The organism is Mesorhizobium sp. M1307 (assembly GCF_040318155.1).
GTDB lineage: Bacteria > Pseudomonadota > Alphaproteobacteria > Rhizobiales > Rhizobiaceae > Mesorhizobium.
The window spans coordinates 709334-733124 of sequence record NZ_JAMYLR010000001.1; the positions used below are offsets into that span (position 1 = coordinate 709334).

General features: G+C 63.1%; 25 protein-coding genes. 2 read left to right on the forward strand and 23 right to left on the reverse strand.

Going from position 1 to position 23791, the window contains the following annotated elements:
* Positions 1-24: 24 nt before the first annotated feature.
* From NKH16_RS03735 to NKH16_RS03750, 4 genes are all read right to left on the reverse strand, one after another.
* Complete coding sequence (locus tag NKH16_RS03735) at positions 25-996, reverse strand: beta-ketoacyl-ACP synthase III (protein ID WP_023674509.1); 972 nt, start codon at positions 994-996, stop codon at positions 25-27.
* A gap of 9 nt (positions 997-1005) precedes the next feature.
* Positions 1006-2076 carry a phosphate acyltransferase PlsX gene (plsX, locus tag NKH16_RS03740; protein WP_352449317.1) on the reverse strand — a complete coding sequence of 357 codons (1071 nt, stop codon included), beginning with the start codon at positions 2074-2076 and terminating at the stop codon, positions 1006-1008.
* 123 nt (positions 2077-2199) lie between these two features.
* Positions 2200-2748 carry a YceD family protein gene (locus NKH16_RS03745; protein WP_352681620.1) on the reverse strand — a complete coding sequence of 183 codons (549 nt, stop codon included), beginning with the start codon at positions 2746-2748 and terminating at the stop codon, positions 2200-2202.
* A gap of 40 nt (positions 2749-2788) precedes the next feature.
* Entirely contained in the window at positions 2789-3328 is a 540-nt protein-coding gene (locus NKH16_RS03750) for a ubiquinol-cytochrome C chaperone family protein (protein WP_352898390.1), read from the reverse strand.
* A 114-nt stretch (positions 3329-3442) separates the two neighbouring features.
* On the opposite strand from NKH16_RS03750, the gene NKH16_RS03755 reads away from it, so the two are divergent.
* The gene (locus NKH16_RS03755; protein ID WP_352449315.1) at positions 3443-3976 is read left to right on the forward strand and encodes an outer membrane protein assembly factor BamE; all 534 of its coding nucleotides are present in this window, start codon (positions 3443-3445) and stop codon (positions 3974-3976) included.
* Positions 3977-4100: 124 nt separating this feature from the next.
* On the opposite strand, the gene NKH16_RS03760 is transcribed toward NKH16_RS03755, so the two are convergent.
* The gene (locus NKH16_RS03760) at positions 4101-6242 is read right to left on the reverse strand and encodes a sodium-translocating pyrophosphatase (protein ID WP_352745913.1); all 2142 of its coding nucleotides are present in this window, start codon (positions 6240-6242) and stop codon (positions 4101-4103) included.
* A gap of 251 nt (positions 6243-6493) precedes the next feature.
* The gene (locus NKH16_RS03765) at positions 6494-6994 is read right to left on the reverse strand and encodes a DUF2165 family protein (protein ID WP_352472005.1); all 501 of its coding nucleotides are present in this window, start codon (positions 6992-6994) and stop codon (positions 6494-6496) included.
* Positions 6995-7073: 79 nt separating this feature from the next.
* Here NKH16_RS03765 and NKH16_RS03770 point away from each other — a divergent pair, with 79 nt between their 5' ends.
* Positions 7074-7307, forward strand: a complete 234-nt coding sequence (locus NKH16_RS03770; RefSeq protein ID WP_352449312.1) for a hypothetical protein — start codon at positions 7074-7076, stop codon at positions 7305-7307.
* A 25-nt stretch (positions 7308-7332) separates the two neighbouring features.
* Here NKH16_RS03770 and NKH16_RS03775 read toward each other — a convergent pair whose 3' ends face one another.
* From NKH16_RS03775 to NKH16_RS03855, 17 genes are all read right to left on the reverse strand, one after another.
* Positions 7333-8082, reverse strand: coding sequence for an ABC transporter permease (locus tag NKH16_RS03775; protein WP_352449311.1), 750 nt, complete (start codon positions 8080-8082; stop codon positions 7333-7335).
* Complete coding sequence (locus tag NKH16_RS03780; protein WP_352745917.1) at positions 8079-9017, reverse strand: ABC transporter ATP-binding protein; 939 nt, start codon at positions 9015-9017, stop codon at positions 8079-8081. Before NKH16_RS03780 ends, NKH16_RS03775 begins: the two co-directional genes overlap by 4 nt.
* Positions 9014-10189: an ABC transporter permease gene (locus NKH16_RS03785; protein ID WP_352745919.1), complete on the reverse strand. Its 1176-nt coding sequence runs from the start codon at positions 10187-10189 to the stop codon at positions 9014-9016. The genes NKH16_RS03780 and NKH16_RS03785 overlap by 4 nt, the downstream gene beginning before the upstream one ends.
* Before the next feature lie 43 nt (positions 10190-10232).
* Positions 10233-11144, reverse strand: a complete 912-nt coding sequence (gene osmF, locus NKH16_RS03790; RefSeq protein WP_352449308.1) for a glycine betaine ABC transporter substrate-binding protein OsmF — start codon at positions 11142-11144, stop codon at positions 10233-10235.
* Between the two features lie 159 nt (positions 11145-11303).
* Positions 11304-12521: an MFS transporter gene (locus tag NKH16_RS03795; RefSeq protein WP_352745922.1), complete on the reverse strand. Its 1218-nt coding sequence runs from the start codon at positions 12519-12521 to the stop codon at positions 11304-11306.
* Complete coding sequence (nusB, locus tag NKH16_RS03800) at positions 12518-13018, reverse strand: transcription antitermination factor NusB (protein ID WP_352449306.1); 501 nt, start codon at positions 13016-13018, stop codon at positions 12518-12520. Before nusB ends, NKH16_RS03795 begins: the two co-directional genes overlap by 4 nt.
* Positions 13015-13509, reverse strand: a complete 495-nt coding sequence (gene ribH, locus NKH16_RS03805) for a 6,7-dimethyl-8-ribityllumazine synthase (RefSeq protein WP_352449305.1) — start codon at positions 13507-13509, stop codon at positions 13015-13017. The genes nusB and ribH overlap by 4 nt, the downstream gene beginning before the upstream one ends.
* A gap of 130 nt (positions 13510-13639) precedes the next feature.
* On the reverse strand, positions 13640-14257 hold the full coding sequence (locus tag NKH16_RS03810; protein ID WP_352449304.1) for a riboflavin synthase: 618 nt from the start codon (positions 14255-14257) through the stop codon (positions 13640-13642).
* A gap of 30 nt (positions 14258-14287) precedes the next feature.
* Entirely contained in the window at positions 14288-15418 is a 1131-nt protein-coding gene (gene ribD, locus NKH16_RS03815; RefSeq protein WP_352745925.1) for a bifunctional diaminohydroxyphosphoribosylaminopyrimidine deaminase/5-amino-6-(5-phosphoribosylamino)uracil reductase RibD, read from the reverse strand.
* A gap of 2 nt (positions 15419-15420) precedes the next feature.
* Positions 15421-15930: a transcriptional regulator NrdR gene (gene nrdR / locus NKH16_RS03820; protein ID WP_023674492.1), complete on the reverse strand. Its 510-nt coding sequence runs from the start codon at positions 15928-15930 to the stop codon at positions 15421-15423.
* A gap of 152 nt (positions 15931-16082) precedes the next feature.
* On the reverse strand, positions 16083-16661 hold the full coding sequence (locus NKH16_RS03825; RefSeq protein WP_502894791.1) for an invasion associated locus B family protein: 579 nt from the start codon (positions 16659-16661) through the stop codon (positions 16083-16085).
* A gap of 76 nt (positions 16662-16737) precedes the next feature.
* Positions 16738-18051: a serine hydroxymethyltransferase gene (gene glyA / locus NKH16_RS03830; protein ID WP_352681642.1), complete on the reverse strand. Its 1314-nt coding sequence runs from the start codon at positions 18049-18051 to the stop codon at positions 16738-16740.
* 116 nt (positions 18052-18167) lie between these two features.
* Positions 18168-19814, reverse strand: a complete 1647-nt coding sequence (locus NKH16_RS03835) for a Na+/H+ antiporter (protein ID WP_352874646.1) — start codon at positions 19812-19814, stop codon at positions 18168-18170.
* Between the two features lie 129 nt (positions 19815-19943).
* Positions 19944-21197: a L,D-transpeptidase family protein gene (locus NKH16_RS03840; protein ID WP_352898399.1), complete on the reverse strand. Its 1254-nt coding sequence runs from the start codon at positions 21195-21197 to the stop codon at positions 19944-19946.
* 337 nt (positions 21198-21534) lie between these two features.
* Positions 21535-22050, reverse strand: a complete 516-nt coding sequence (gene ldtR, locus NKH16_RS03845) for a transcriptional regulator LdtR (protein WP_023674486.1) — start codon at positions 22048-22050, stop codon at positions 21535-21537.
* 202 nt (positions 22051-22252) lie between these two features.
* Positions 22253-22675, reverse strand: coding sequence for a DUF6163 family protein (locus NKH16_RS03850; RefSeq protein WP_023674485.1), 423 nt, complete (start codon positions 22673-22675; stop codon positions 22253-22255).
* Positions 22672-23715, reverse strand: a complete 1044-nt coding sequence (locus NKH16_RS03855; RefSeq protein WP_352820054.1) for an enoyl-CoA hydratase/isomerase family protein — start codon at positions 23713-23715, stop codon at positions 22672-22674. Before NKH16_RS03855 ends, NKH16_RS03850 begins: the two co-directional genes overlap by 4 nt.
* Positions 23716-23791 lie beyond the last annotated feature (76 nt).

Consider the following 23791-nt stretch of genomic DNA (forward strand, 5'->3'; position numbering starts at 1 on the left):
GACCCGAACCCGATAGTTCGGCACTTACCAGCGGAGCAGGACGGCACCCCAGGTGAAGCCGCCGCCCATCGCCTCGAGCAGTACCAGGTCACCCTTTTTGATGCGACCGTCGGCGACGGCTGCGGACAGTGCCAGCGGCACGGAAGCCGCCGAGGTATTACCGTGCAAATCGACGGTCACCACCACCTTCCGCTCCTCTATCCCGAGCTTTTTGGCCGAAGCGTCAATAATTCGTTTATTGGCTTGATGCGGCACGAACCAGTCGAGATCGGCGGCGCCGATGCCGGCCTGTGCGAACGTCGCCTCGATGACGTCGGTGATCATGCCGACCGCATGCTTGAACACTTCGCGGCCTTCCATCCTGAGGTGCCCGACCGTTCCGGTGGTCGACGGCCCACCGTCGACAAAAAGCTTGTCCTTGTGGATGCCGTCGGAGCGCAGGCTGGCCGCCAGAACGCCTCGGTCGGCGATGCCGCCTGCCCCCGTGCCTGCTTCCAGCACCATCGCGCCGGCGCCGTCGCCGAACAAAACGCAGGTCGAGCGGTCGTTCCAGTCGAGAATACGCGAAAATGTTTCCGAGCCGATCACCAGTACCCGTCTGGCCAAGCCGCCGCGGATATAGAGGTCGGCGGTCGTCACTGCATAGACGAAGCCGGAGCAGACCGCCTGCAGGTCGAAGGCAAAACCGTGGTGCATGCCGAGCCGGTTCTGGATCTCGACCGCGGTCGCGGGAAAGGTGTTGTTGGGCGTCGAGGTCGCCAGCACGATCAGGTCGATGTCGTCAGCCGTCAGGCCGGCGCTGTCGAGGGCTGCGCGCGCTGCCGCCTCGCCCAGCGAGGCCGTCGTCTCGTCGTCGGCCGCAATGTGGCGCTGGCGAATGCCGGTGCGCTGGACGATCCACTCGTCCGACGTCTCGACCATGCCTTCGAAATCGGCATTCTTCATAATGCGGCGGGGCAGCGCGGCGCCCGTGCCGCGCACGACTGATCTGATCAATGCTCTTTCCTATTCCTTTGCGTCGATGACGACGTCGGATTTCCGGATTGTCTGGGCATTCGGATTGCGGGCATGGAACAGGTCGAGATCGGCTTCGATGCGGTCAAGCAGATTGTTGCGCACCATGTCGTAGCCAAGCTCGATCGCCGCCGCGAAGCCATCCGAATCAGCCCCGCCATGGCTTTTCACCACGATGCCGTTCAATCCGAGGAAGACGCCGCCATTGGAGCGGCCGACATCCATCTTCTCGCGCAGGCGATCGAAGGCGGTCTTGGCGAAGATATAGCCGATCCTGGCCATCAGCGTCCGGTTCATCGCCGCGCGCAGATAGCCGGCGATCTGCCTGACGGTGCCTTCCGCCGTCTTCAGCGCGATGTTGCCGGCAAATCCTTCGGTAACGACGACGTCGACACTGCCCTTGCCGATGTCGTCACCCTCGACAAAGCCGTGGTAGTTCATCGAGGCCATGTTGGCCTCGCGCAACATACGACCCGCCTCCTTGACCTCTTCCTGGCCCTTGATCTCCTCGACGCCGACATTGAGCAGGCCGACGCTCGGCCGTTCGATGCCGAAAACCGAGCGCGCCATGCCGGTGCCCAGAATGGCAAAATCAACCAGTTGATGCGCATCCGCGCCAATGGTGGCGCCGACGTCCAGCACCACGCTCTCGCCGCGCAATGTCGGCCAGAGCGCCGCGATTGCCGGGCGATCGATGGTCGCCATGGTGCGAAGGCAGAATCTGGACATTGCCATCAGCGCGCCGGTATTGCCGGCCGAGATGCAGGCGTCGGCAGTGCCTGCCTTGACCGCCTCGACGGCCTTCCACATCGATGACTTCCAGCGGCCATGGCGCAGCGCCTGGCTCGGCTTGTCGTCCATCCGCACTGCGATCTCGCAGTGGATGAACTCGCTCACTTCCGCTAGCTTGGGGAATTTCGCGAGTTCGGGCCGTACCACTTCTTCGCGCCCATAAATGACGAAGCGTATATCCGGACGGCGGGTGGCGACAGTCATGAGCGCCGGGATGACCACGCTTGGCCCGTGATCGCCGCCCATGGCATCGATGGAAATCCTGATCACGCGGTGTTCATCTCACGGTTGCTTGGCCAGCGGGCTTGCCAAGGTGCGGGGCTCGCGAAGGTTCGGCGAAAATAACGGTTTTGGGCTGCCGCACAACCAACTTTTCTCAAATTGGGTCAGCTATCAGGATTTTCCCAACAGTGATCTGAGCTTTTGCTGGAATTCATTCTCCACAGGCTCGGCATCGCCGGCGGCCTCCAGCGATACACCCGGCTTGCGCGGATATGGATCGATCGCCAAGCCAAAGAACTGCTCGGCAAGCGCCCCGACGTCGATCGCATCGCCGGAAAAGGTTTCCGGGCTGTCCGGGCCTTCGGCGTCGAGCAGGATCTCACCGCCGCCGTCGAAACCTTGCCGCCCGAGCTTGGATTGCTCCGGCAGGAACAGCGCTTCGACCGCCTCATCGATATGCGCCTCGACCGGGTCGAGGGTGACGATACAGGCCTGCGTTATATCGGCCTCGACATGGCCGCTGACTTTCACCCCGTTGCGCTTCCAGGGCTCGACCAGGAGTTCGGCGCGATAGTTCTCGACCGAAAGCAGCTCGTGCTCGACGGCCAGCAGGGCGCGCTGCCCAGCGTCGGCATCGATGACCACCGGCAGCCCCTTTTGCGGCAGCCGGGCGACATTTGCCAGGAATGACACTGGGCTGTGGGTATCAGGGTGTTTCATCTTCGCCTCCACTTCGCCACCTTCATCGGCCTGCCGTCGCTCAAGCGTTGGCCACGGGAAATGCCACCGTTCCGGAAACGATCGATTCGGTCGGCTGTTCCGCGAGTTGCCTTGATGCATCGGCGGCATAGAGTGCCAGTTGCGACGCTTGCGGCCAGGCGCCGGCATCCGGCCTGACATTGCGGGCAAGGGCGGCGGCGAGTGCATCATGGTCATTTCGTTGCAGCGCATCATCATAGGCGGCGGTACGGCCATAGAACATCTTCGCCAGTTTCCGCATTCGCTTCGGCACGCCGACGTCGCCAATGCCCAATTCACGCAACGAATGTTCGACATCCATGAAGAACTCGTCGATCAGCACCTGCGCAACCTCTGCCGTAGCACCGCCCTCGCCGCGCAACCGGTGCTGGAACAGGAACATGTGCAACGACAGCATCTCGAAGCGGCCGAGCGGCGTGTCCGGCACGTTCCAGGCGGAATAAAACACCGTTTGCCGCGCCGCCGCCACGATTTGTGCGTAAAGCGCCTCGGTGATGGCGCGGTTGGCATGTCGTTCGCGGCCAAAGAGGCGCTGGAACATTTGAGGGTGGTCTCCCGGGACCGTTTGTTGAAGTGGCCTTGTTGCATCGGCAAGCAAGCTGGTTTACCGGTTTTGCGGCCCAGCGCAAGTTGCGGCCAGCTTATGGAGTTGTAGTTGCGCGCGCTGAAATTCAAGTCGACTTTCCTGCCCAGGCCCGGCGGTGCGGTTTCGCTGCTGGTGATCGCTGCGGCGCTTTCCGCCTGCAATTCGTCTAAGATGATCGGCGATCTCAATCCGAGCGAGACGCTGACGCAAGGCTACGTCATCGACCAGCAGGCGATCGACCTGGTGCCGGTCGGCTCAAGCCGCGAACAGGTGCTGCTGGCGCTCGGCACTCCCTCGACGAAGGCGACCTTCGATAACGAGGCCTTTTATTACATTTCTCAGACGCGCAAGCGCTATGTCGCCTTCGACAAGCCGCGGCTGGTCGACCAGCATGTGCTGGCGGTCTATTTTGGCGATGACGGGCGCGTCACCCAGATCGCCAATTACGGCTTGAAGGACGGCAAGGTGTTCGACTTCATCTCGCGCACCACGCCGACCGGCGGCAAGGACCAGAACTTCCTCAGCCAGATCATCAGTGGCGCCAGCAAGCTGGCGCCTGGTGTTCCCGGCGCCAGCGGCGGCAGCACGCTCGGCGGCTCCTGATCCACCCGAGGGTGTCGGCTTCCTTCCGTTCCTTTCGCTTCCCTGTAAGCGGCATATCTCAGGCAATGAAAAACCCGCGGGAGCGATCCCGCGGGTTTTTGTCTTAAGGCCATAGCGACCGAGCTTAGCCGTGCGCGAGAACGGCCAGCAACAGCAGCGCGACGATGTTGGTGATCTTGATCGCCGGGTTGACCGCTGGGCCGGCAGTATCCTTGTAGGGATCGCCGACCGTGTCGCCGGTCACCGAAGCCTTGTGCGCTTCGGAGCCCTTGAGGTGCTTGAGGCCGTCCTTGTCGACGAAACCATCTTCGAACGACTTCTTGGCGTTGTCCCAGGCGCCGCCGCCGGAGGTCATCGAGATGGCGACGAACAGGCCGTTGACGATGACGCCGAGCAGCGAGGCGCCAAGCGCGGCAAAGGCGGATGCCTTCGAACCGGAGATCAGGAGGACGCCGAAATAGACCACCAGCGGCGCCAGCACCGGCAGCAATGACGGAACGATCATCTCCCGGATCGCTGCCTTGGTCAGAAGGTCGACGGCGCGCGCATAGTTCGGCTTCGAGGTGCCGGCCATGATGCCCGGATCCTCCCGGAACTGCTTGCGCACCTCCTGGACGATAGCACCCGCGGCGCGGCCGACGGCGGTCATGGCGATGCCGCCGAACAGATACGGGATCAGGCCACCGAAGATCAGGCCGGCGACGACGTAAGGATTGGAGAGATCGAAGGAGACGTCGCCCATACCCTGGAAGTAGGGGTATTTGTCGCCATTGGCGGCAAAGAACTTCAGGTCGTTAGAGTAGGCCGCGAACAGCACCAGCGCGCCGAGGCCAGCCGAACCGATGGCGTAGCCCTTGGTTACCGCCTTGGTGGTGTTGCCGACAGCGTCGAGCGCGTCGGTTGACTGGCGCACTTCCTTGGGTAGGCCGGCCATTTCGGCAATGCCGCCGGCATTGTCGGTGACCGGGCCGAAGGCATCGAGCGCGACGATCATGCCGGCGAGGCCAAGCATCGTCGTCACCGCGATCGCCGTGCCGTAGAGGCCGGCGAGCTGGTATGTCGAGATGATGCCGCCGACGATGACGATCGCCGGCAACGCCGTCGCTTCCAGCGAGACCGCGAGGCCCTGGATGACATTGGTGCCGTGACCGGTGACCGAGGCCTGGGCGATGGAGTTCACCGGACGCTTGTTGGTGCCGGTATAATATTCGGTGATCACCACGATGAGTCCGGTCACCGCAAGGCCGACAAGGCCGCAGATGAACAGGTTCGTGCCGGTGACGGTCATGCCGGCGACGGTGCCGATCTCACCCCAGCCGATGCATGCCGAGGTGGCCACGGCAAGGCCGACAATTGACAGCAGGCCGGTGACGATCAGGCCCTTATAGAGCGCACCCATGATTGAGCCGCTGGAACCGAGCTTGACGAAGAAAGTGCCGACGATCGAGGTGAGAATGCAGGCGCCGCAGATGGCCAGCGGATAGAGCATGGCCGCGCCGAGAACGTCGGTGCCACCGAAGAAGATGGCGGCGAGGACCATGGTGGCGACCACGGTCACCGCATAGGTCTCGAACAGGTCGGCGGCCATGCCGGCGCAATCGCCGACATTGTCGCCGACGTTGTCGGCAATGGTGGCCGGATTGCGTGGATCGTCCTCGGGAATGCCGGCTTCAACCTTGCCGACAAGATCGCCGCCGACGTCGGCGCCTTTTGTGAAGATGCCGCCGCCGAGACGGGCGAAGATCGAGATCAGCGAGGCGCCGAAGCCGAGCGAAACAAGCGAGTCGATGACGACGCGATCGTTTGGCTGCAGACCCATGAACTGGGTCAGGATCAGGTAGTAGATCGAGACGCCGAGCAGGGCCAGGCCAGCAACCAGCATGCCAGTGATGGCGCCCGACTTGAAGGCGATCTCGAGACCGGCAGCGAGGCTGTTGGAAGCCGCCTGCGCGGTGCGCACATTGGCGCGCACCGAGACGTGCATGCCGATGAAGCCAGCGGCACCCGATAGAACGGCGCCGATCAGGAAGCCGATGGCCGCGGTGATCGAAAGCAGCCACCAGGCAAGCAGCAGGACCACGACGCCGACGATGGCGATGGTGGTGTACTGGCGCGCCAGATAAGCCTGAGCGCCTTCGCGGATGGCCGCGGAAATTTCCTGCATGCGTGCATTGCCCTGATCGGCCGCGAGGACCGAACGTGTCGCCCAGATGGCGTAAAGGACTGAAAGCAGACCGCAGGCGATGACAGCTGAAATTATGGTCATTGCCGAATTTTCCTCGATTGGTGGCCCAAAAGAACCCCTCCCCGGGCCGTTGAGACAGGGGACGAATTTTCCGCAACCGGAATCCGTCCCTTCGCAGCGGCTTATGCGAAACAGGGCTCGGAACGTCAAGATATTGTTCCGTTCCTGTCCGGCTTTCGCCCAAAAGATCCCGGGTTTCGCCCAAAAGGCTGGACGGCAGCGCCTGTCGACACTGCCATCCGGTTAGATCGGTTGAAATCGGCGAACAGTGGTCAGGCTTTACGCGGGTCGCCGTCCGGCTGGACGACGAAGACCAGCACCAGCAGCATGGTGATGTAGAATTTGAACGCCGCCTCCTGACCATTCCAAGTCGAAGACTGCCACATGGCGAACCACTCGCCGCCAACGACCATGAAGCCGAAATACCAAACGAGGAAGCCCATTGTGGCGGCAATGATGGCGAACTTCTTGGCATCGTTGAAAGCCTGTCCGCTGGCGTTGCGCGCCTGCCAGAGTTGCCAGGCGGCGATTAGGTAAAGCAGGCAGGTCAGCGCCTCGCCAATGATGATCAGCCAGTAGCCAGCCGTCCACAGCGACGGGTTGGTGATCGAGCGGTACATCAGTGCATTGCCGGGAAAGGTCGTGTCCATGCTCAGCACATGCTGGACAAAGGCGAAGTTTGAGCCGTAATCGGTGATGTTGCCGAAGGCGACGAGGAAGGCGAAAGCCGCCAGACACAAACACATGACGATCTTGGAGAAACGCGCGGTCATGGCAAGAACTCCTGCTGAAAGATCGGGGCATCGCACTCATCAATCACCGAGTCCCGAAGATCGCGCAACGGGTGGGCCAGTGATCATCGTGCTCACAGCCATTGCGAGACATTATGCCGGCAAGCAAGACATTGCCGAGACTGTCGAAGCCCTCGATCTCGACAGTGATTGCGCGGTGGGCGACTTGGTCTCTGTGGTTAGAGCCGACACACAGCACGACTTCGCCATCATCCGCCGCCGCTGGATCACCGGCGAGACGAGCACAACGCTGGAACTGACGCTCGATCATCCAGCGCGTTCAACGGGCCACTGAAAGAAACGAACTTCGCCCCGAGAGGTTACTCGGCCTCGCGTCCCATGCGCCGAGCCGTGTAGCGCTCGACCGCTGACAGCCCGTCATAGATCAGCACGGCAAGGGCGGCGACGATCAGGCCACCCTGCAGGATGAAGGCGAGGTTGTTGGACAGCAGGCCTGCGATGATCACCTCGCCCAGTGTCCTCGCCGCTACCGTCGAGCCGATGGTCGCGGTGGCGAGGCTGATCACCACCGACAGCCGGATACCACCGAGAATGATCGGCGCGGTGAGCGGCAGCTCGACCTTGACCAGTCTTTGCCAACCGGTCATGCCGGCGCCACGCGCCGCCTCGACTACGTTGGCCGGCAGCGTCGTCAGGCCGGTCAGCGCATTCTCGAAGATCGGCAGCAGTCCGTAGAGAAACAGCGCAATCAGCGTCGGCTTTTCGCCAAAGCCGACGGCCGGCACGGCAAGCGCCAGCACCGCAACCGGCGGAAAGGTCTGGCCGATATTGACCAGGCTGCGCGACAGCGGCAGGAATTCGGCGCCGGCTGGCCTGGTGACCAGAATGGCGAGCGCGACCGCAACGACCGTCGCGGCAACGGTCGCGATCAGCACGGTCCGCAGATGCAGCAGCGTCAACGTCAAAAGGCTGCCCTGATTGTAGATTACCGGCGCGTTGTTCTCTGTCAGCGGCTTCAGCAGCGGTTCGAACCAGCCGGGATTGGTGACGAAGGCAATAAGCACCACCACCAGGGCAAGCCTGAGCAGCGAGGGAAGCCAGGCTTTCATGCCGGCCTCGCCGCGCGCTTAACCAGCCCGTCCACAGTGACGCGGCCAAGCGGCTTGCCGTCGGTATCCTTCACCGGAAGTGCCGGGCGGCCCGACCACAGGAGTTCGGCGAGCGCGTCGCGTTGGCTGGCGTCACCGGGGATCGCCTCGCCTTCGGCCGTGCCTTTTTCCACCGCGTCGCGCACCCGGCCAAGCGACAACAGCCGGAACGGTTTTTCACTGGCGCCAACCAGGGTCTCGACAAACGCGCTGGCCGGTTTCGCCAGTATCTCGGCCGGCGCGGCATATTGCACTACTTTGCCGCCATCCATCACCGCGATCTTGTCGCCCATGTGAACGGCCTCTTCCATGTCATGGGTGACGAGGATGATGGTGGTGCCGAAGCGTTTCTGGATCGCCAGCAGATCCTCCTGCGCCTTGTTGCGGATGATCGGATCGAGCGCGCCGAACGGCTCATCCATCAACAGCACGTTGGGTTCCGCGGCAAGCGCCCGGGCGACGCCGACGCGCTGCTGCTGACCGCCGGAAAGCTCATGCGGATAGCGTGGCCCGTAGGCTTGCGGGTCGAGCTGGTATAGCGTCATCAGCTCGTCGACGCGGGCCTTGATGCGGTTGGCGCCCCAGCCGAGCAATACCGGCACAGTGGCGATGTTCTGCGCCACCGTGCGATGCGGAAACAGGCCGTGGCCCTGGATGGCATAGCCGATGCTGCGACGCAGCTCATAATCCGGGACCGAGCGGTTGTCGACGCCGTCGAGCTTGATCATGCCCGATGTCGGCTCGACCAGCCGGTTTATCATGCGAAGCAGCGTCGTCTTGCCGGAGCCGGAGGTGCCGACGATGACGGCGATGCTGCGCGGCTCGATTACTATCGACACGTCGTCGACGACTGTCGTCTCGCCGTAGCGCTTGGTGATGCCTTCGATCTCGATCATGCCGTTTCAACCCTGCGCTTGCTGGCGCTCATTTCGATCACTGCATCGAGGATGATGGCAGCGGCGAAGGCCAGCACCACCGTCGGAACAGCACCGAGCAGCACCAGGTCCATCGCCGTCTGGCCGACCCCCTGGAATACGAACACGCCAAAGCCGCCGCCGCCGATCAACGCGGCAATTGTGGCGAGGCCGATATTCTGCACCAGCACGATGCGGATGCCGGTGAGGATCACCGGGAAAGCCAGCGGAAACTCGACGCCGAACAGCCGCTGGCGGTCGGTCATGCCCATGCCGCGCGCTGCGTCGTTGGCGGCACGCGTCACACCGGCAAGGCCGACCACGGTGTTGGCCACTACCGGCAGCAGTGAATAGAGGAACAGGGCGACGAAAGCCGGCGCTGTGCCGATGCCGCGGATGCCGAGCGCGGCAGCACCCGGCACATGCGAAGCTACCCAGCCGAGCGGTGCGATTAAGAGGCCGAACAGCGCGATCGAAGGAATGGTCTGGATGATGTTCAGCACGTTGAGCACGCCGGCCCGCAATTTCTCGACGCGATGGCAGAGGATGCCGAGCGGCAGGCCGATAATCACCGCTGCCGCCAGCGAACCCAGCGCCAGCGTCACATGCTTGGAGCCTTCCGCCCAAAAACTATCGGAGCGATTGAAATATTCCTTGAGGATCGACAGGCTGTTCCAGCTTCCCGAGACGAGCAGCAGCCCGATCGCCGCGGCGGCGACAACAAGCACGCCGATCCGTGCCTGCGGCGACAGGTTCAGCCGCGTAAGCACGTCGGCGAGCAGAAGCGTGAAGGCGAAGATAAGCAGCCAAAAGCCCGAAGCCGGCGAGATACGGGCGAAGGTGTTGCCGGCAGGTGTCAGGAAACTGCCGGCGACGCCGATCAGCAGCGCCAGCGCCGCAAGCGCAACCACACTGGCGGCGAGGCGCAGAACAAGCGGCGTTTTCAGCAGCGCAATGAGCGCCGCTGCGACGACAATCGCCATCAACAGCGGACCGACCGTCGCAGGCAAAGATTCGAGGATCGAGCGCGCCTCGCCGGGTACGATGCGATTGGCGCGGAACGTGGCGAATGGTGCCGCAAAAGCCGCATAGGCTGATATCGCCGCGATGACCACGCCGAGCTTGTCGAACCGGATGCGCACGCCCTCCCCCATCGGCCGATCCGGCGCACCTCGAAAGCGGCGCGCCGGAATCGCCTTACTTCAGGAAGCCGTTCTTTTTCAAAAAGTCCTCGGCGACGCCCTTGACCGGTTCGCCGCCGACCTGCACGCGGCCGTTCAACTCCTGCAGCGTGACGAGATCGAGCTTGGCGAACACCGGCTTCAGCAGTGTCTCGATCTCGGGATGCTCCTTCAGCACCGCCTCGCGGATGATCGGCGCCGGCTGGTAGACCGGCTGCACACCCTTGTCGTCCCCAAGCACGACGAGGCCGGAGGGCGCGATGCCGCCGTCGGTGCCGTAGACCATGGCGGCGTTGGCGCCGTTGGTCTGGTTGGCCGCAGCGGCAATGGTCGCCGCCGTGTCGCCGCCCGACAGCGTGATCAACTGGTCCGGCTTCAGCGTGAAGCCATAGGTCTTCTGGAAAGCGGGCAGCGCGGCCGCCGAATTGACGAACTCGGCGGAGGCCGCCAGCACCACCTTGCCGCCGCCCGAGACATATTTGCCGAAGTCGGAAAGGGTGACGAGCTTATTGGTATCGGCGACCTCCTTGCGCAGGGCGATCGCCCAGGTGTTGTTGGCCGGTGACGGTGACAGCCAGACGATCTTGTTGGCGTCGTAGTCGAGCTTCTTGGCAGTCTCGTAGGCCTTGGCGGCGTCTTTCCACACCGGATCGTCGGCCTTCTCGAAGAAGAAGGCGGCGTTGCCGGTGTATTCCGGATAGATGTCGATCTCGCCGGCTGTAATCGCCTTGCGTACCACGGGCGTGCCGCCGAGCTGGATACGGTCGGTGGTCTGGATATTATTGGCGTTCAGCACCAGCTGGATGATATTGCCGAGCACACCGCCCTCGGTGTCGATCTTCGACGACACCACCACCTGGGCACTCGCCGAGGCCAACGCAATTCCGAGCGCTAGTACAGCGCCGGCCAGAATCTTGATTGAAAACATCTCACAAATCCCTTGCTGTGAACCGGAATACGGCTGCCGCATATGAGCATGGCTTCGATGCCCCGTCGGGGTACACGGTTTCATAAGAGGGGGGATCGGCGCAATAATTTTGTTCGGATGTGAGTGAATCCGCTGCCGCGACGTCCCGACAGCGTGACGTCAGTTGGCCGCGCGCAAGCCCGTCATCTTCAACACGCCCAGTGCCACGAAGCACAGCGCGACGACCGGGAAAATCATCCAGTTCAACATCTCCCAGCCCCAGGCATTGTAGACTGCCCCCGACATCAGCGAGGCGAAGGCGACGGAGCCGAACAGGACGAAATCGTGGAACCCCTGGACCTTGCCTTTTTCGGATGACTGGTAGCTGTCGGCCACCATGGCGGTGGCACCGATGAAGCTGAAGTTCCAGCCAAGGCCGAGCAGGATCAGCGCCGTCCAGAACTGCCACAGTGCCAACCCTGACAGCGCCACTATGGCGCAGCCAATCAGCAGCACCAGGCCGATGGCCACGATCCGCTCAGCGCCGAAGCGATAGATCAGCGACCCCGTGAAGAAGCTCGGCGCGAACATCGCCATCACATGCCAGGAAATGCCGAGCGTGGCGTCGTCGGTCGAAAGGCCGCAGCCGACCATGGCCAGCGGCGCGCCCGTCATGACGAAGCTCATCAGCGCGTAGCTGCCGACGGCGCAAAACAGCGCTGCGACGAAGCGCGGCCTGGTGACGATTTCCGAGAGCGGCCGGGCGTCGCTGTCGGCGATCTCCACCTTGTCGGTTGCCTTGGCCGGGATGCGCAACAAAGAGAGAATGGCGGCGCCGACCGCCGCCAGCACCAGGATGGACGCAAACGAGCCGGCAAACTTCACCGGCGAGAACAGGTCGCCGGTGAAGATGACGATCTGCGGTCCAAGGATGGCGGTGACGATGCCGCCGGCCAGCACGAAGGAGATGGCGCGCGCCTTGAATTCAGGCGGCGCATTGTCGGCGGCGGCAAAGCGGAACTGCTGGACGAAGGCGCCCCCGATGCCGATCACGGCCAAGCCGAAAGCGAACAGCCAGAAGCTGGGATGAAACAGCGCCAGCGTGGCGACCAGCCCGCCAAGCGCTGTCACCGCCGTGCCGGTCATGAAGCCGTCGCGCTGGCCGAGCCGGCGGATGATCGCCGCAGCCGGCAGGGAACCGAGCGCCACGCCGACATTGAAGCCGGTGATCGGCGCGGTTGCCAGCGACTTGTCGGCTTCGAGCAGATACTGCCCGGCCAATCCGCCCATGGAAATGGCGATGGGTGCGGCCGAGCCGATGATCGCCTGCGAGGCTGCGAGGATGAAGGCGGTGCGACGCGCTTCCTTGCCCGCCCCAACGGCGACGATAGCAGTCATGAGGCGTCCTTGCCACGGCCCTCGCCACGCACCCGGCGCGACACGCGATCAAGCACCGCATTGACCAGTTTCGGCTCGTCTTCCTCGTAAAATGCCTTGGCGATGTCGACATATTCGGAGACGATGACCGCCACCGGCACGTCCTCGCGCTGCATCAACTCGTAGACGCCGGCGCGCAATATGGCGCGCAACGTGGAATCGAGCCTCGACAGAGGCCAGTCCTCGGTCAGCGCCTGTCGAATGACTGGATCGATGGTCTTCTGGTGCTCGACAACGCCGGCAAGAATGGCACGAAACCATTGCGCATCGGCTTCGCGATAGAGCGCGCCGTCGACTTCCTTGCCGAGCCTGAACGCCTCGTATTCGGCGGTGATCTCAAACACACCGCTGCCGGCGACGTCCATCTGGTAGAGCGCCTGCACGGCGGCCAGACGGGCAGCACCGCGCTTGTTGGCATGGCGAACCGCAGGCTGGCCGGGCGAAGCGGGTTCGCTCACGTTCGCTCTCCCAGCTGTTCCTTTAGAGCGATCATGGTCAGCGCCGCACGCGCCGCAAAGCCGCCCTTGTCGCCTTCCGAACGCCTGGCCCGTGTCCAGGCCTGTTCGTCGTTTTCGGTGGTCAGGATGCCGTTGCCGATGCAGACCGCATCCTGCACGGACAGGTCCATCAGGGCACGGCTGGATTCATTGGCGACGATATCGAAATGATAGGTGTCGCCGCGGACCACCGTGCCGAGGGCGACGAAGCCGTCATAGTTCGTCCCGCCTTCGGAGGCACCGTCGAGCGCGAAGGAAATCACCGCCGGGATTTCGAGCGAGCCCGGAACAGTGACGACGTCGTATGTCGCGCCCGCTTCCTCGAGGGCCTTTGTCGCGCCTTCGAGCAACGCGTCGGCAAGGTCGTCGTGAAAGCGCGCCTCGATGACAAGAAGGTGGGCCTTCTTCTTCGGACGGATGAACGCTTTGCCGTGTTGGGATGTGCCTGCCATAGATGTCTCCGGGGATCGCCGGTGACTTAGGCCGAAGCCGGTTTGATCGCAAGCGGAAGATTGCCGAAGGAACTTTCAAGGCCAACTCGGCGGCGGTCGCATCAGGGAATGGGCTTTATGGACGAGCGCCTCAAAGCCCCTCCTTCGCCGCCTCCACCAGTCGCGCCGCGTAGCGGGCCATGGTGTCGATCTCAAGGTTGACGCGATCGCCGACCTGGCGTTCGCCCCAGGTGGTGACGGTCAGCGAATGGTGGATCAACAGCACGTCGAAGCGGGTGCCCTCGACCTTGTTGACGGTGAGCGAAGTGCCGTCGAGCGCGACGGAACCCTTGGGGGCGATGAATTTGGCAAGCTCGCGCGGTGCTTCCAGGGTGAAGCGAACGGCGTCGCCCTCTTCCTTACGCGCCACGATCTCGGCCATGCCGTCGACGTGGCCGGACACTATATGGCCGCCAAGCTCGTCGCCGATCTTCAGAGCCCGCTCCAGGTTGATGCGCGTGCCTGATTTCCAGCCCATCGCGGTCGTCAGCCTGAGGGCCTCTTCCCAGGCCTCGACCTCGAACCAACGTGCGTTGGCGCCATCTTCCGGCAATCCCGTTACCGTCAGGCAGACGCCGCCGCAGGAAATCGAGGCGCCGATGGCAATGGTCTGCGGATCGTAAGCGGTGTCGATACGCAAACCGACGCCTTCCCTGAGCGGCTTCACGGCAGCGACAGTGCCGACATCGGTGACGATTCCAGTGAACATTAGTTTGGCCCCGTGAACATCAGTTCGGTCCTAGATGTCTCTTATCCATTCCGCATATGTATCTTCGGCGAAACGCATGTTGCGCAATTTGCGAAATCCCGGCGGGATATTGTTGGCATCGATCGGCGATACAATGCCGCCCTCGCCGATCGCGCCCGGCCCCTGAAACAGCACGATACGATCGACCAGTTGTTCGTCGAGGAACGCCTTGGCCACCCTCGCGCCGCCCTCGACCAGGACGCTTGCCATGCCGAGCGCCGCCAGGTCCTCGAGCAGTTCCGGCAGCGCAATATCGCCTTCATAGGTCTCAGTACCGATGAAGCGAACGCCGGCGCGTTCGAGCGCGGCGCGCCGGTGCGGATCGGCCTCGGCGCAGGCAGCGACATAGAGCGGCACACGGTCGACGCCGGCGACCAGTTTCGAAGTCTCGGGTAGCCTGATCTGACGGTCGAGTACGATGCGCGCCGGCGAACGGCTCTCCAGTCCCGGAAGCCGAACCGTCAGCGCCGGATCGTCCTCCAATGCGGTGCCGATGCCGATCAATATGCCATCGGCTTCGGCGCGCATCAGATAGACTTCGCGCCGCGCAATATCGCCGGTGATGGAGACCTGTCCCTCGCCTTTCACGCCGATCTTGTTGTCGCTCGAAAGCGCAAGTTTCAGGATCACTTCCGGGCGTTTTTTCAGAGATCGAATTAAATAGCCGGCCATCTGCTCCGCGGCCTCGGCCGCCAACACTTTTTCCACCACTTCGACGCCGGCGGCACGCAAGATTGCATAGCCCTTGCCGGAAACACGCGGGTCCGGATCGCTGGCAGCGCCGACCACACGCGCCACGCCGGCACTGACCAGCGCATTGGCGCAAGGCGGCGTGCGGCCGTGATGGGCGCAGGGCTCCAGCGTTACATAGGCGGTGGCGCCGCGCGCCAGTTCGCCGGCCTCTGCCAAAGCCTCGGTCTCGGCATGCGGCCGGCCGCCGACGGCGGTGACGCCGCTGCCGACGATCCTCGGCCCGTCGCCGTCATCGCGCACGATCAGCGTGCCGACGGAAGGGTTGGTCGAGGTCCGCCCGGCATTCTTGCGCGACAGCCTGAGGGCTGCCGCCATATAGCGGCGATCGACGACCTCTTGCTCAGCCGTGCTGCGTTCGGACCCTGCCATGCTCAGCTGGCGTCCTCTTCGCTCTTCAGCTCTTCGCCCCTGGGCTCGTCGGTTTTGAGCTCGTCGCCTTTGAGTTCGCCCAACACGTCGTGGAAATCCTTGGCCTCGCGGAAATTGCGGTAGACGGAGGCAAAGCGCACATAGGCGACATCATCGAGCGACTTAAGCGCCTCCATGACCAGCCGGCCGACTTCCCCCGAGGCCACCTCGGTCTCGCCCGAGCTTTCGAGCTGGCGCACGATGCCGGTCACCGCGCGGTCGATGCGCTCCGGGTCGACGTTGCGCTTGCGTACCGCAATCTCGACCGAGCGCAGCAGCTTGTCGCGGTCGAACGGCACCTTGCGTCCCGACTTCTTCACCACGACGAGGTCGCGCAGTTGTACCCGCTCGAAAGTGGTGAAGCGGCCGCCGCAATCCGGGCAGACGCGCCGCCTGCGGATCGCTGCACCGTCTTCGGCAGGGCGCGAATCCTTCACCTGCGTATCTTCGGACTGGCAATAAGGGCAGCGCATGGAGAGCCTTCGGTTCGCGATTCTCGTGGAGCGAAAGGCTTAGAGGTTTTTGCCGCCGTGGCAAAGTATGGCCGATGACCGATCGCGCTTCAGAGATAGCGAGGCGCGAGGAAAATTGCGAGAGCGGCAATCAGTTGACAGCGGTCCGCCAATCAGGGCGCGACGTCGCCGGTCAGGAAGCCGCAAGACGTGCCGAGATAGCGATAGGCCTTGGTGAAGCCGTCCATCGATATGGTCGCGACCGGCTTGTCGGCGAAGCTGACATCGAGGGCGCTGGTGCGGCGCATGGCGCGCAGTACCGCGAGCGTGGTCTCGGACTTGTTGTCTATCATCCACTGTCCGTCGGCGATAAGACGAAAACCGGCCTTGATCTTGTCGTTGACGTCCCGGAACACCACCGGGATGTTATCGCCCTTGGGCAAGTCACTGTTTCTCACGGCGATGATGAGGCTCGGATAACCATCGGGTGGCAATACGTCGCCATTCGAGATGGCCAGCGTGAGGGTGCCACTGGTGCCGTTAGCGTCGAAAAAGACCGTCGAGGCGGCGCAGGTCTTGCGCACATCCTCGCCGGTGTTGACCTCGTCCACCGTGGTGGACCAACTGCCGAAGGTCTCTGTCTTGGGTGCTGCCGGGGTCGGCTCGGTCTGCGCAAAGGCCGCGCCGAGTAGCGGCGAGGTGGCTAAGGTGAGCAAGGCAGCGCCAACACTGGCGAAACGGAAAATTCGCATCATCATCAAGCGTCTCCGAGATGCAGCCGTGCCCAGTTGATCGGCGCCGTCACAGTTGGGGGAACAACGCCCTGCGTCAACCAAGATACGGGTAAAGCGGAAAACGATCCGTCAATGTCGCCACCTTGGCCTTCACGGTTGCCTCGACGGCCGCATTGCCCTCGTCGGAATTGGCGACCTTCAGTCCATCCAGCACTTCGGCGATCAGCTTGCCGATCTCGCGGAACTCGGCCTGACCGAAGCCGCGCGTGGTGCCGGCCGGCGTGCCGAGCCGAACGCCCGATGTCACGAAAGGCTTTTCCGGATCGAAGGGGATGCCGTTCTTGTTGCAGGTGATGTTGGCGCGGCCAAGGGCAGCCTCGGCGCGCTTGCCGGTGGCGTTCTTGGGACGCAGGTCGACCAACATCAGATGGTTGTCGGTGCCGCCGGAGACGATGTCGAGACCGGTTTCCTGCAGACTGGAGGCCAGCGCCTTGGCATTGGCGACGACGCTCTCCGCATAGATCTTGAAGCTCGGCTTCAGCGCCTCGCCCAGAGCCACCGCCTTGGCGGCGATGACATGCATCAGCGGTCCGCCCTGCAGGCCGGGGAAGACGGCCGAATTCATCTTCTTGGCAATATCCTCATCATTGCAAAGGATCATGCCGCCGCGCGGCCCGCGCAGCGATTTGTGCGTCGTGGTGGTGACCACATGGGCATGCGGCAGCGGCGACGGATGCATGCCGCCGGCGACCAGGCCGGCGATGTGGGCCATGTCGACCATCAGATAGGCACCGATCGAATCGGCGATCTCGCGAAAACGCTTCCAGTCCCAGACACGTGAATAGGCTGTGCCGCCGGCCAGGATCAATTTCGGCCTGGTCTCATGGGCGGTCTTCTCGATCGCATCCATGTCGAGCAGATGATCGTCCCGGCGCACGCCATAGGAGACGACCTTGAACCATTTGCCGCTCATATTGACCGGCGAGCCATGTGTCAGGTGTCCGCCGGAATTGAGGTCGAGGCCCATGAAGGTGTCGCCGGGCTGCAGCAACGCTAGGAACACCGCCTGGTTCATCTGGCTGCCGGAATTCGGCTGGACGTTGGCGAAGTTGCAGCCGAACAGCTTTTTCGCGCGTTCGATGGCCAGTTCCTCGGCGACATCGACGAATTGGCAGCCGCCGTAGTAGCGCTTGCCCGGATAGCCCTCGGCATATTTGTTGGTCATGATCGACCCCTGTGCCTCGAGCACGGCACGCGAGACGATATTTTCCGAGGCAATCAGCTCGATCTCGTGGCGCTGGCGGCCGAGTTCGTTGCGGATTGCGCCGAAAATCTCGGGGTCGGCATCGGCAAGCGTGGTTTCGAAAAAGGATTCGAATTTGTTCGACACTGCCGCTGCTGTTGCCATGGGCTGAAATCCTCAAGGTTCGGGGTCTGTCGCGCCATTAACACAGTTGCTTTCGGCCCGCCACGTTTGCAGCGCGAAATTTGCTAGCCGGATTGCGCCAGAGAGACTGGCAGCCTCTATTTCCTTGCCTGCCGGCCCTTCAGCAGGGCCTCGGTGAGCGTGATCTCGGTGAACAGCGCCTGCATCGTATGGTCGTTAATCTGGCCGCTGCGAAACATTGCGCGAACCGCTGCGCGTTCGGCCTCAATGCCCGCCAGCCTCAATTCGAGCTCCAGCCGTCCGGCCTCGCGGGCCTCGGCGCGCGCCTCGTCGGCCTCGTCGGAGGCAGCGATGCGGCGACGGTAGCCGGCGACGATGCTGTCGGCGGCGGCAAGCCGGGCGCCGGGTATTTCCCCATTGTCGCCGTCGGTCGCGCCGGCCATGCTCTCGATGCGGGCGATGGCGGCCTTGGCCGCGCCGACACGCGCAAGACGTTCCTCGGCAGCGCCAGGATCCTCGCCCGGCTCGACCAGCCCGCGTGCCACGCTGGGCAAGGCAAGGCTGGCGATAGCCAGCGAGCAGATGATGACGCCGGCGGCGAGGAAGATCACCACGTCGCGCGCCGGAAAGGGCGAACCGTCCGGCATGGCGAGCGGCAGCGACAGGATGCCGGCCAGCGTGATGGCGCCGCGCACGCCGGCGACAGAGCCGGCGATCCGAATGCGCAGCCCGAACGGCTCGGCCTTGCGCTTGCGCAATCGCGCCGAGACGCGCGTCGCGATGTCGCCGACCCAGATCCACAGGAATCGCAGCCCGATCAGGCATAGCGTCAGCGCGACCACGGTGGCGATCGGCTGGATGATTGGATAGCGGCTGCCGAGCTGAGGCGGCACGTTGCCGATGATTTCGGGAAGCTGCAACCCGAGCAGGATGAACAGCGCGCCGTTGAAGACGAAGGAAAGCGTCGTCCACAGCGATACGGTCTGTATGCGCGCCGAGACGCCGAGAAAGCGGAAAATCCCGGAGCCGCCGGTGAGCAACCCGGCGGTGACTGCCGCCAGAATGCCCGAGGCGCCGACATTCTCGGCGCCGAGATAGGCGATGAACGGCAGCAGGACCATGACCAGCACCTGCGCCTCGGCCGGCACGCCGCCGATACGGTTCAGCAATTGCAGCACCTTGGCGGCGACGAACAAGGCAGCCACGCCGGCCAGGATGCCGGCAGCGACGGCATAGAGGAAAGTCACGGATGCCGCGACGAAGGAGAAGCTGCCGGTCAAGGCAGCTGCCACCGCAAAGCGGAACATCACGAGGCCCGACGCATCGTTGAGCAGCGCCTCGCCCTCCAGGATGTGCATCAGCCGGGCCGGGACCAGGCTCTTGTCGACGATCGAGGAGACGGCCACCGCATCGGTGGGCGACAGCACCGCAGCAAGTGCGAAAGCGACGACGAGCGGGATGCTCGGGACAAGCCAGTGCAAAGCGTAGCCGAAGCCGACAATGGTGAAGAAGACCAGCCCGATGGCGAGGTCGAGGATCGGCCCGCGCAGCGCGATCAGTTCGCGCTTGGGCGCACCATAGGCGTCGCTGAACAGCAGCGGTGGGATGAACACCAGCAGGAACAGCTCGGGATCGATCTCGACATGCATGCCGCGCACCGGCCAGGCGAGCGCTGCACCGATGGCGATCTGCAGTACCGGCAGCGGCACCCGCACCAGCCGGACCAGCGCGCCCGAAACGGCGACGAAGATGAGCACGACCAGAATGAACATTGCGACATGCATGATGCGATTTCCGACTACAGCGCCGCGCGTTCTTTGCCGGCAATCAGTCCAGCAAAGCTTGCCGCGAAAGACCCCGGCAACGAAAAAGGCCGCCCTTCCGGCGGCCTTTTTGCAAATGAACTCAGCTGCTTAGAGCGCGGATGTGATCTGCAGCTCGTTGGCTCCGTCGAGGCCGTAAATGTCGTCACGGAACTGGACCACGCCCGGCCCTGTCGACCAGGCCGAGACGTAGAGAAAATAAACCGGCACCGGATTGGTGACCTGCACCGGCGTGTTCTCCCCGGTCTTGATCGCCGCCTCGAAATGCTGGCGATCCCAGCCCGGTGTGTCGCGCAGAATCCAGGTGACGAGGTCGCGCACGTTCTGAACCCGCACGCAGCCAGAGGAATCGAAGCGCATCAGCTTGCCGAACAGGCTCTGCTGCGGCGTGTCGTGCATGTAGACGCCGTCCGGGCTGGGAAAATTGATCTTGACCGAGGCCATCGCGTTGCCGGAACCGGGATCCTGGCGGAAGCGGTATTTGGCGGCATCATCGGTCGACCAGTCGACCGTCATTGGGTCGACCTCGCTGCCGTCCGGCGCAAACAGGCGGATATGGCTATCCTTGAGATAGTTGGGGTCCTTCCGCATCAACGGAATGATATCCTTGCGCACGATCGAGACCGGCGCGTTCCAGTACGGATTGACGATGATTTCGTTGATCTTGGAATTGACGATCGGCGTCTGGCGATCGATCTTGCCGACGATTGCGGTGTGGCGCAGCACAACGCGGTCGTTCTCGACAGCCTCGATCTGCGCCGCCGGGATGTCGACCAGCACATAGCGGTTGCCAAGCGTGCCGGCCCGCTCACGCAGCCGTTGCAGATTGGTCTGCAGCTGACCAAGCCGAACCGGCGCCGAGACGTTCATTGCCGCGAAAGTATATTTGCCCGTGGTTCCGTCGGCCGGCAAGCCGTGACGCAACTGGAAGTGCTTGAGCGCCGAGTCGACGTAAGAATCGAACGCTTCCGAGAGCCCGGCGCTCTGCGCCAGATCGCCCGATATCATCAAGCGCCTGCGCAGCGGCACCACATCGGGATCCTCGACGCCAAGCTGTAGCTTCTTGGTGTCTGGAACCTGCTCCCAGCCGCCTTGCGCGACGATATTCTGATACTGCATGATCGCCTGCTCGGTGAAGGACACCGTCTGCAGGCTGAAGATCGGCAGCGTCGAGGCAACCTTGCCGCCTTCGCTGGCACGCGCATCGAATTGGTCGTCCCAGTTGCCGCGGGCCGAGGATTTCAGGATATCCCCGATCACGTCCTGCGCACTGGCGCGGCCGGCGACCATAGCGGCTGCGAGCGCGGAGGCTCCTGAAAGGAAGAAACGGCGGCTGGTTCTCATGGACGTTCCAGACATTCTTGCTACAATTCCACTCACCGGGCGGTCTCGCCCGCACTCTAGAGTTGGCTTCTTAACAATTAGCCAACCATGGCCCGCATCACTTCGGTGTAAACCACATGGGAAGTGACTTGAGCACAGGACAAATGCACGGCTTTGGCCCCAGCATCACCCGCATCTTCGGTTCCATTGGAATATGGCGGCAACGTGGCTGTTGCTCGAATTTGGATCGGCCGGCCTGACGAAACGGCAAGACCGGTGCTTTTCGGCACCGGCCTTTGGTCCACTCCGCGGCAGCACTTCCGTAGTCCAGCTTCAGATCTAGATGCGGCGGATGCGATTACATCCGGTAGGCGATGGTATCGTTCCAGAACCGATCCAGGCGCTGCAGGGCGCGGTTCATCTGCTTGAACTCTTCCGTGTTGATACCGCCAACCTGCTCGATCGAACCGACATGGCGCTCGTAGAGGCCGGCGACGACTTCCGCCACCTCATTGCCCTTCGGCGTGAGCGAAACCCGCACCGAACGGCGGTCGATGCGCGAGCGCTGGTGGTTGATGAAGCCGAGATCGACCAGCTTCTTCAGATTGTAGGAGACATTCGAGCCGAGATAATAGCCGCGCGAGCGCAGTTCGCCGGCGGTCAGCTCCGAATTGCCGATGTTGAACAGGAGCAGCGCCTGGATGGCGTTGATGTCGGAGCGACCGTTACGGTCGAATTCGTCCTTGATCACATCAAGCAGACGGCGATGCAGCCGCTCGACCAGCTGCAGCGATTCCATGTACAGCGAACGGATCGCCTCGCGGCGGTCATCGGATACGTTGGCGGTCTTCGCCGCCGGACGCGAATTGATCATTGTCTTTGCCTCTCGTTTGTCGCCCGGTGATTTTTTGTTCTTCACCTTGATCGCGACACTATCGAATACTCATAAAATTCGACTTAAACGCCAAGGCTAACAAGAGCTTACCGGTAAGGGGTTTCGAAAGAGGCTTAACGGACGGTCACCCGAGCAAGGATAATTAACCTAAAGATTTAGCCAACGATCCTGGCCGGAATTGCTATCGCCGGGGTTGCCGCTTCTGGATCCAGATCACCACGCGGAACACTATGTAGAGCAGCGCCACCGCAAGGTGCGAGGCGACGATCAGCGGCCGGTGGCCGAACAGCTCGGGGAAGCCAGCATACATGACGCACTCGGTCACCGCGCAGATGAACCAGATCACCGGACCCCAGGACGCCAGCATCCACAGGCCGGCGGCAGCGAACGGAAAAAACACCGCCAGCACCACCGCCGCCACCTGCCAGTGCACCGGCATCAGGTCGAAGCGCCACAACGGGCCGGGGTAAAAGCCGATCAGCCGGATCCAGTACAAGATGCCGAACAGCAGACAGTAGCCGGCGATGACGCGCTGGAACCAGGCGAAGATGACCTCGATCGTCGAGGGCTGTAGCACCACGCGCCTCGAGGCGACCTCGCTCACAGCTTCAGTTCCCGTTCGCCGAGCGGTGCGAAATAGGCGTCGACATTGGCGGCGCTGACGTCGTCGATGCCTGCCGGCCGCCATTGCGGCGTCGAGCCTTTATCGATGATGGCGGCGCGGATACCTTCATAGAAGTCGTGCCCGGCAAGCATGCGGTTGAGGATACGGAACTCCATTTTCATGCACTCGTCCATCGACAACGTCTGCCCGGCGCTAATCTGGCGCCATGCAACATGCAGGCTGGTCGGTGAACGTGTGCGGATGGTGGCCAGCGTCTTTGCCGCGAACTCGTCGGCAGCGGCTGCCCGCTCCAGACTGGCGACGATATCGGCCAGCGACGGCTGCGCGAAATGCCGGGCGATGGCTTCCAGCGTCGGCCTGTCGGTCTCGCGCCTGGCCGGGACGAAGCAGCCGCGCAGCACCGATTCCGGGTCGCCGCTTTCCGCCAGACGGTCGAGGAAGCCGGCCTGGTCCTCCGCCTTGATCGTATGGGTGGCGAGGCCCGACCACAAAGCATCGCCATAGCGGATGCGGTTGCCGGTCAGCGCCAGATACATGCCGAAGCTGCCGCCGAGATCCGGCAACAGATGGCTGGCGCCGACATCCGGGAAAAAGCCGATGCCGACCTCGGGCATGGCAAACTGGGCGTTCTCGGTCAGCACTCGCTGCGAACCATGGAAGGAGATACCTACGCCGCCGCCCATGACGATGCCGTCGATCACCGCGACATAGGGTTTCTTGAAGCGGGCGATGCGGGCGTTCAGCCGGTATTCATCGGCGAAGAAATCGACCGGAGGCCTTCCTGCGCGGCCGGCTTCGTAGATGTGGAGGATGTCGCCGCCCGCCGAAAATGCCCTGCCCTCGGCCTTGACGACGACAACGTCGACGCCGTCGTCGCGCTCCCAACTGCGCAGCGCCTTGTCCAGCGCCTTGACCATGCGGTGGGTTACGGCATTGAGCGCCTGCGGCCGCGTCAGCGTGACGACGCCGGCCCTGCCCAATCTTTCGAAGCGAATCTCGTCGCCTCCGCCAAAATCCATCGCCAGAGAATCCCTCCCCGCGCCCGCCGGGAGTGAAGTGCTAAAGCGTGGCGCATGGCCGCGTCAATGGCGGCGG

Coding starts and splice junctions, on each gene's coding strand:
- osmF (WP_352449308.1), bottom strand. CDS start 11,144: ATGTTTTCAATCAAGATTCTGGCCGGCGCTGTACTAGCGCTCGGAATT.
- NKH16_RS03780 (WP_352745917.1), bottom strand. CDS start 9,017: ATGATCGAGATCGAAGGCATCACCAAGCGCTACGGCGAGACGACAGTC.
- NKH16_RS03775 (WP_352449311.1), bottom strand. CDS start 8,082: ATGAAAGCCTGGCTTCCCTCGCTGCTCAGGCTTGCCCTGGTGGTGGTG.
- NKH16_RS03765 (WP_352472005.1), bottom strand. CDS start 6,994: ATGACCGCGCGTTTCTCCAAGATCGTCATGTGTTTGTGTCTGGCGGCT.
- NKH16_RS03825 (WP_502894791.1), bottom strand. CDS start 16,661: ATGCGAATTTTCCGTTTCGCCAGTGTTGGCGCTGCCTTGCTCACCTTA.
- NKH16_RS03745 (WP_352681620.1), bottom strand. CDS start 2,748: ATGAAACACCCTGATACCCACAGCCCAGTGTCATTCCTGGCAAATGTC.
- NKH16_RS03795 (WP_352745922.1), bottom strand. CDS start 12,521: ATGACTGCTATCGTCGCCGTTGGGGCGGGCAAGGAAGCGCGTCGCACC.
- NKH16_RS03840 (WP_352898399.1), bottom strand. CDS start 21,197: ATGAGAACCAGCCGCCGTTTCTTCCTTTCAGGAGCCTCCGCGCTCGCA.
- NKH16_RS03835 (WP_352874646.1), bottom strand. CDS start 19,814: ATGCATGTCGCAATGTTCATTCTGGTCGTGCTCATCTTCGTCGCCGTT.
- NKH16_RS03760 (WP_352745913.1), bottom strand. CDS start 6,242: ATGACCATAATTTCAGCTGTCATCGCCTGCGGTCTGCTTTCAGTCCTT.
- NKH16_RS03810 (WP_352449304.1), bottom strand. CDS start 14,257: ATGTTCACTGGAATCGTCACCGATGTCGGCACTGTCGCTGCCGTGAAG.
- NKH16_RS03785 (WP_352745919.1), bottom strand. CDS start 10,189: ATGGGGGAGGGCGTGCGCATCCGGTTCGACAAGCTCGGCGTGGTCATC.
- NKH16_RS03750 (WP_352898390.1), bottom strand. CDS start 3,328: ATGTTCCAGCGCCTCTTTGGCCGCGAACGACATGCCAACCGCGCCATC.
- nrdR (WP_023674492.1), bottom strand. CDS start 15,930: ATGCGCTGCCCTTATTGCCAGTCCGAAGATACGCAGGTGAAGGATTCG.
- ribD (WP_352745925.1), bottom strand. CDS start 15,418: ATGGCAGGGTCCGAACGCAGCACGGCTGAGCAAGAGGTCGTCGATCGC.
- glyA (WP_352681642.1), bottom strand. CDS start 18,051: ATGGCAACAGCAGCGGCAGTGTCGAACAAATTCGAATCCTTTTTCGAA.
- ldtR (WP_023674486.1), bottom strand. CDS start 22,050: ATGATCAATTCGCGTCCGGCGGCGAAGACCGCCAACGTATCCGATGAC.
- ribH (WP_352449305.1), bottom strand. CDS start 13,509: ATGGCAGGCACATCCCAACACGGCAAAGCGTTCATCCGTCCGAAGAAG.
- NKH16_RS03855 (WP_352820054.1), bottom strand. CDS start 23,715: ATGGATTTTGGCGGAGGCGACGAGATTCGCTTCGAAAGATTGGGCAGG.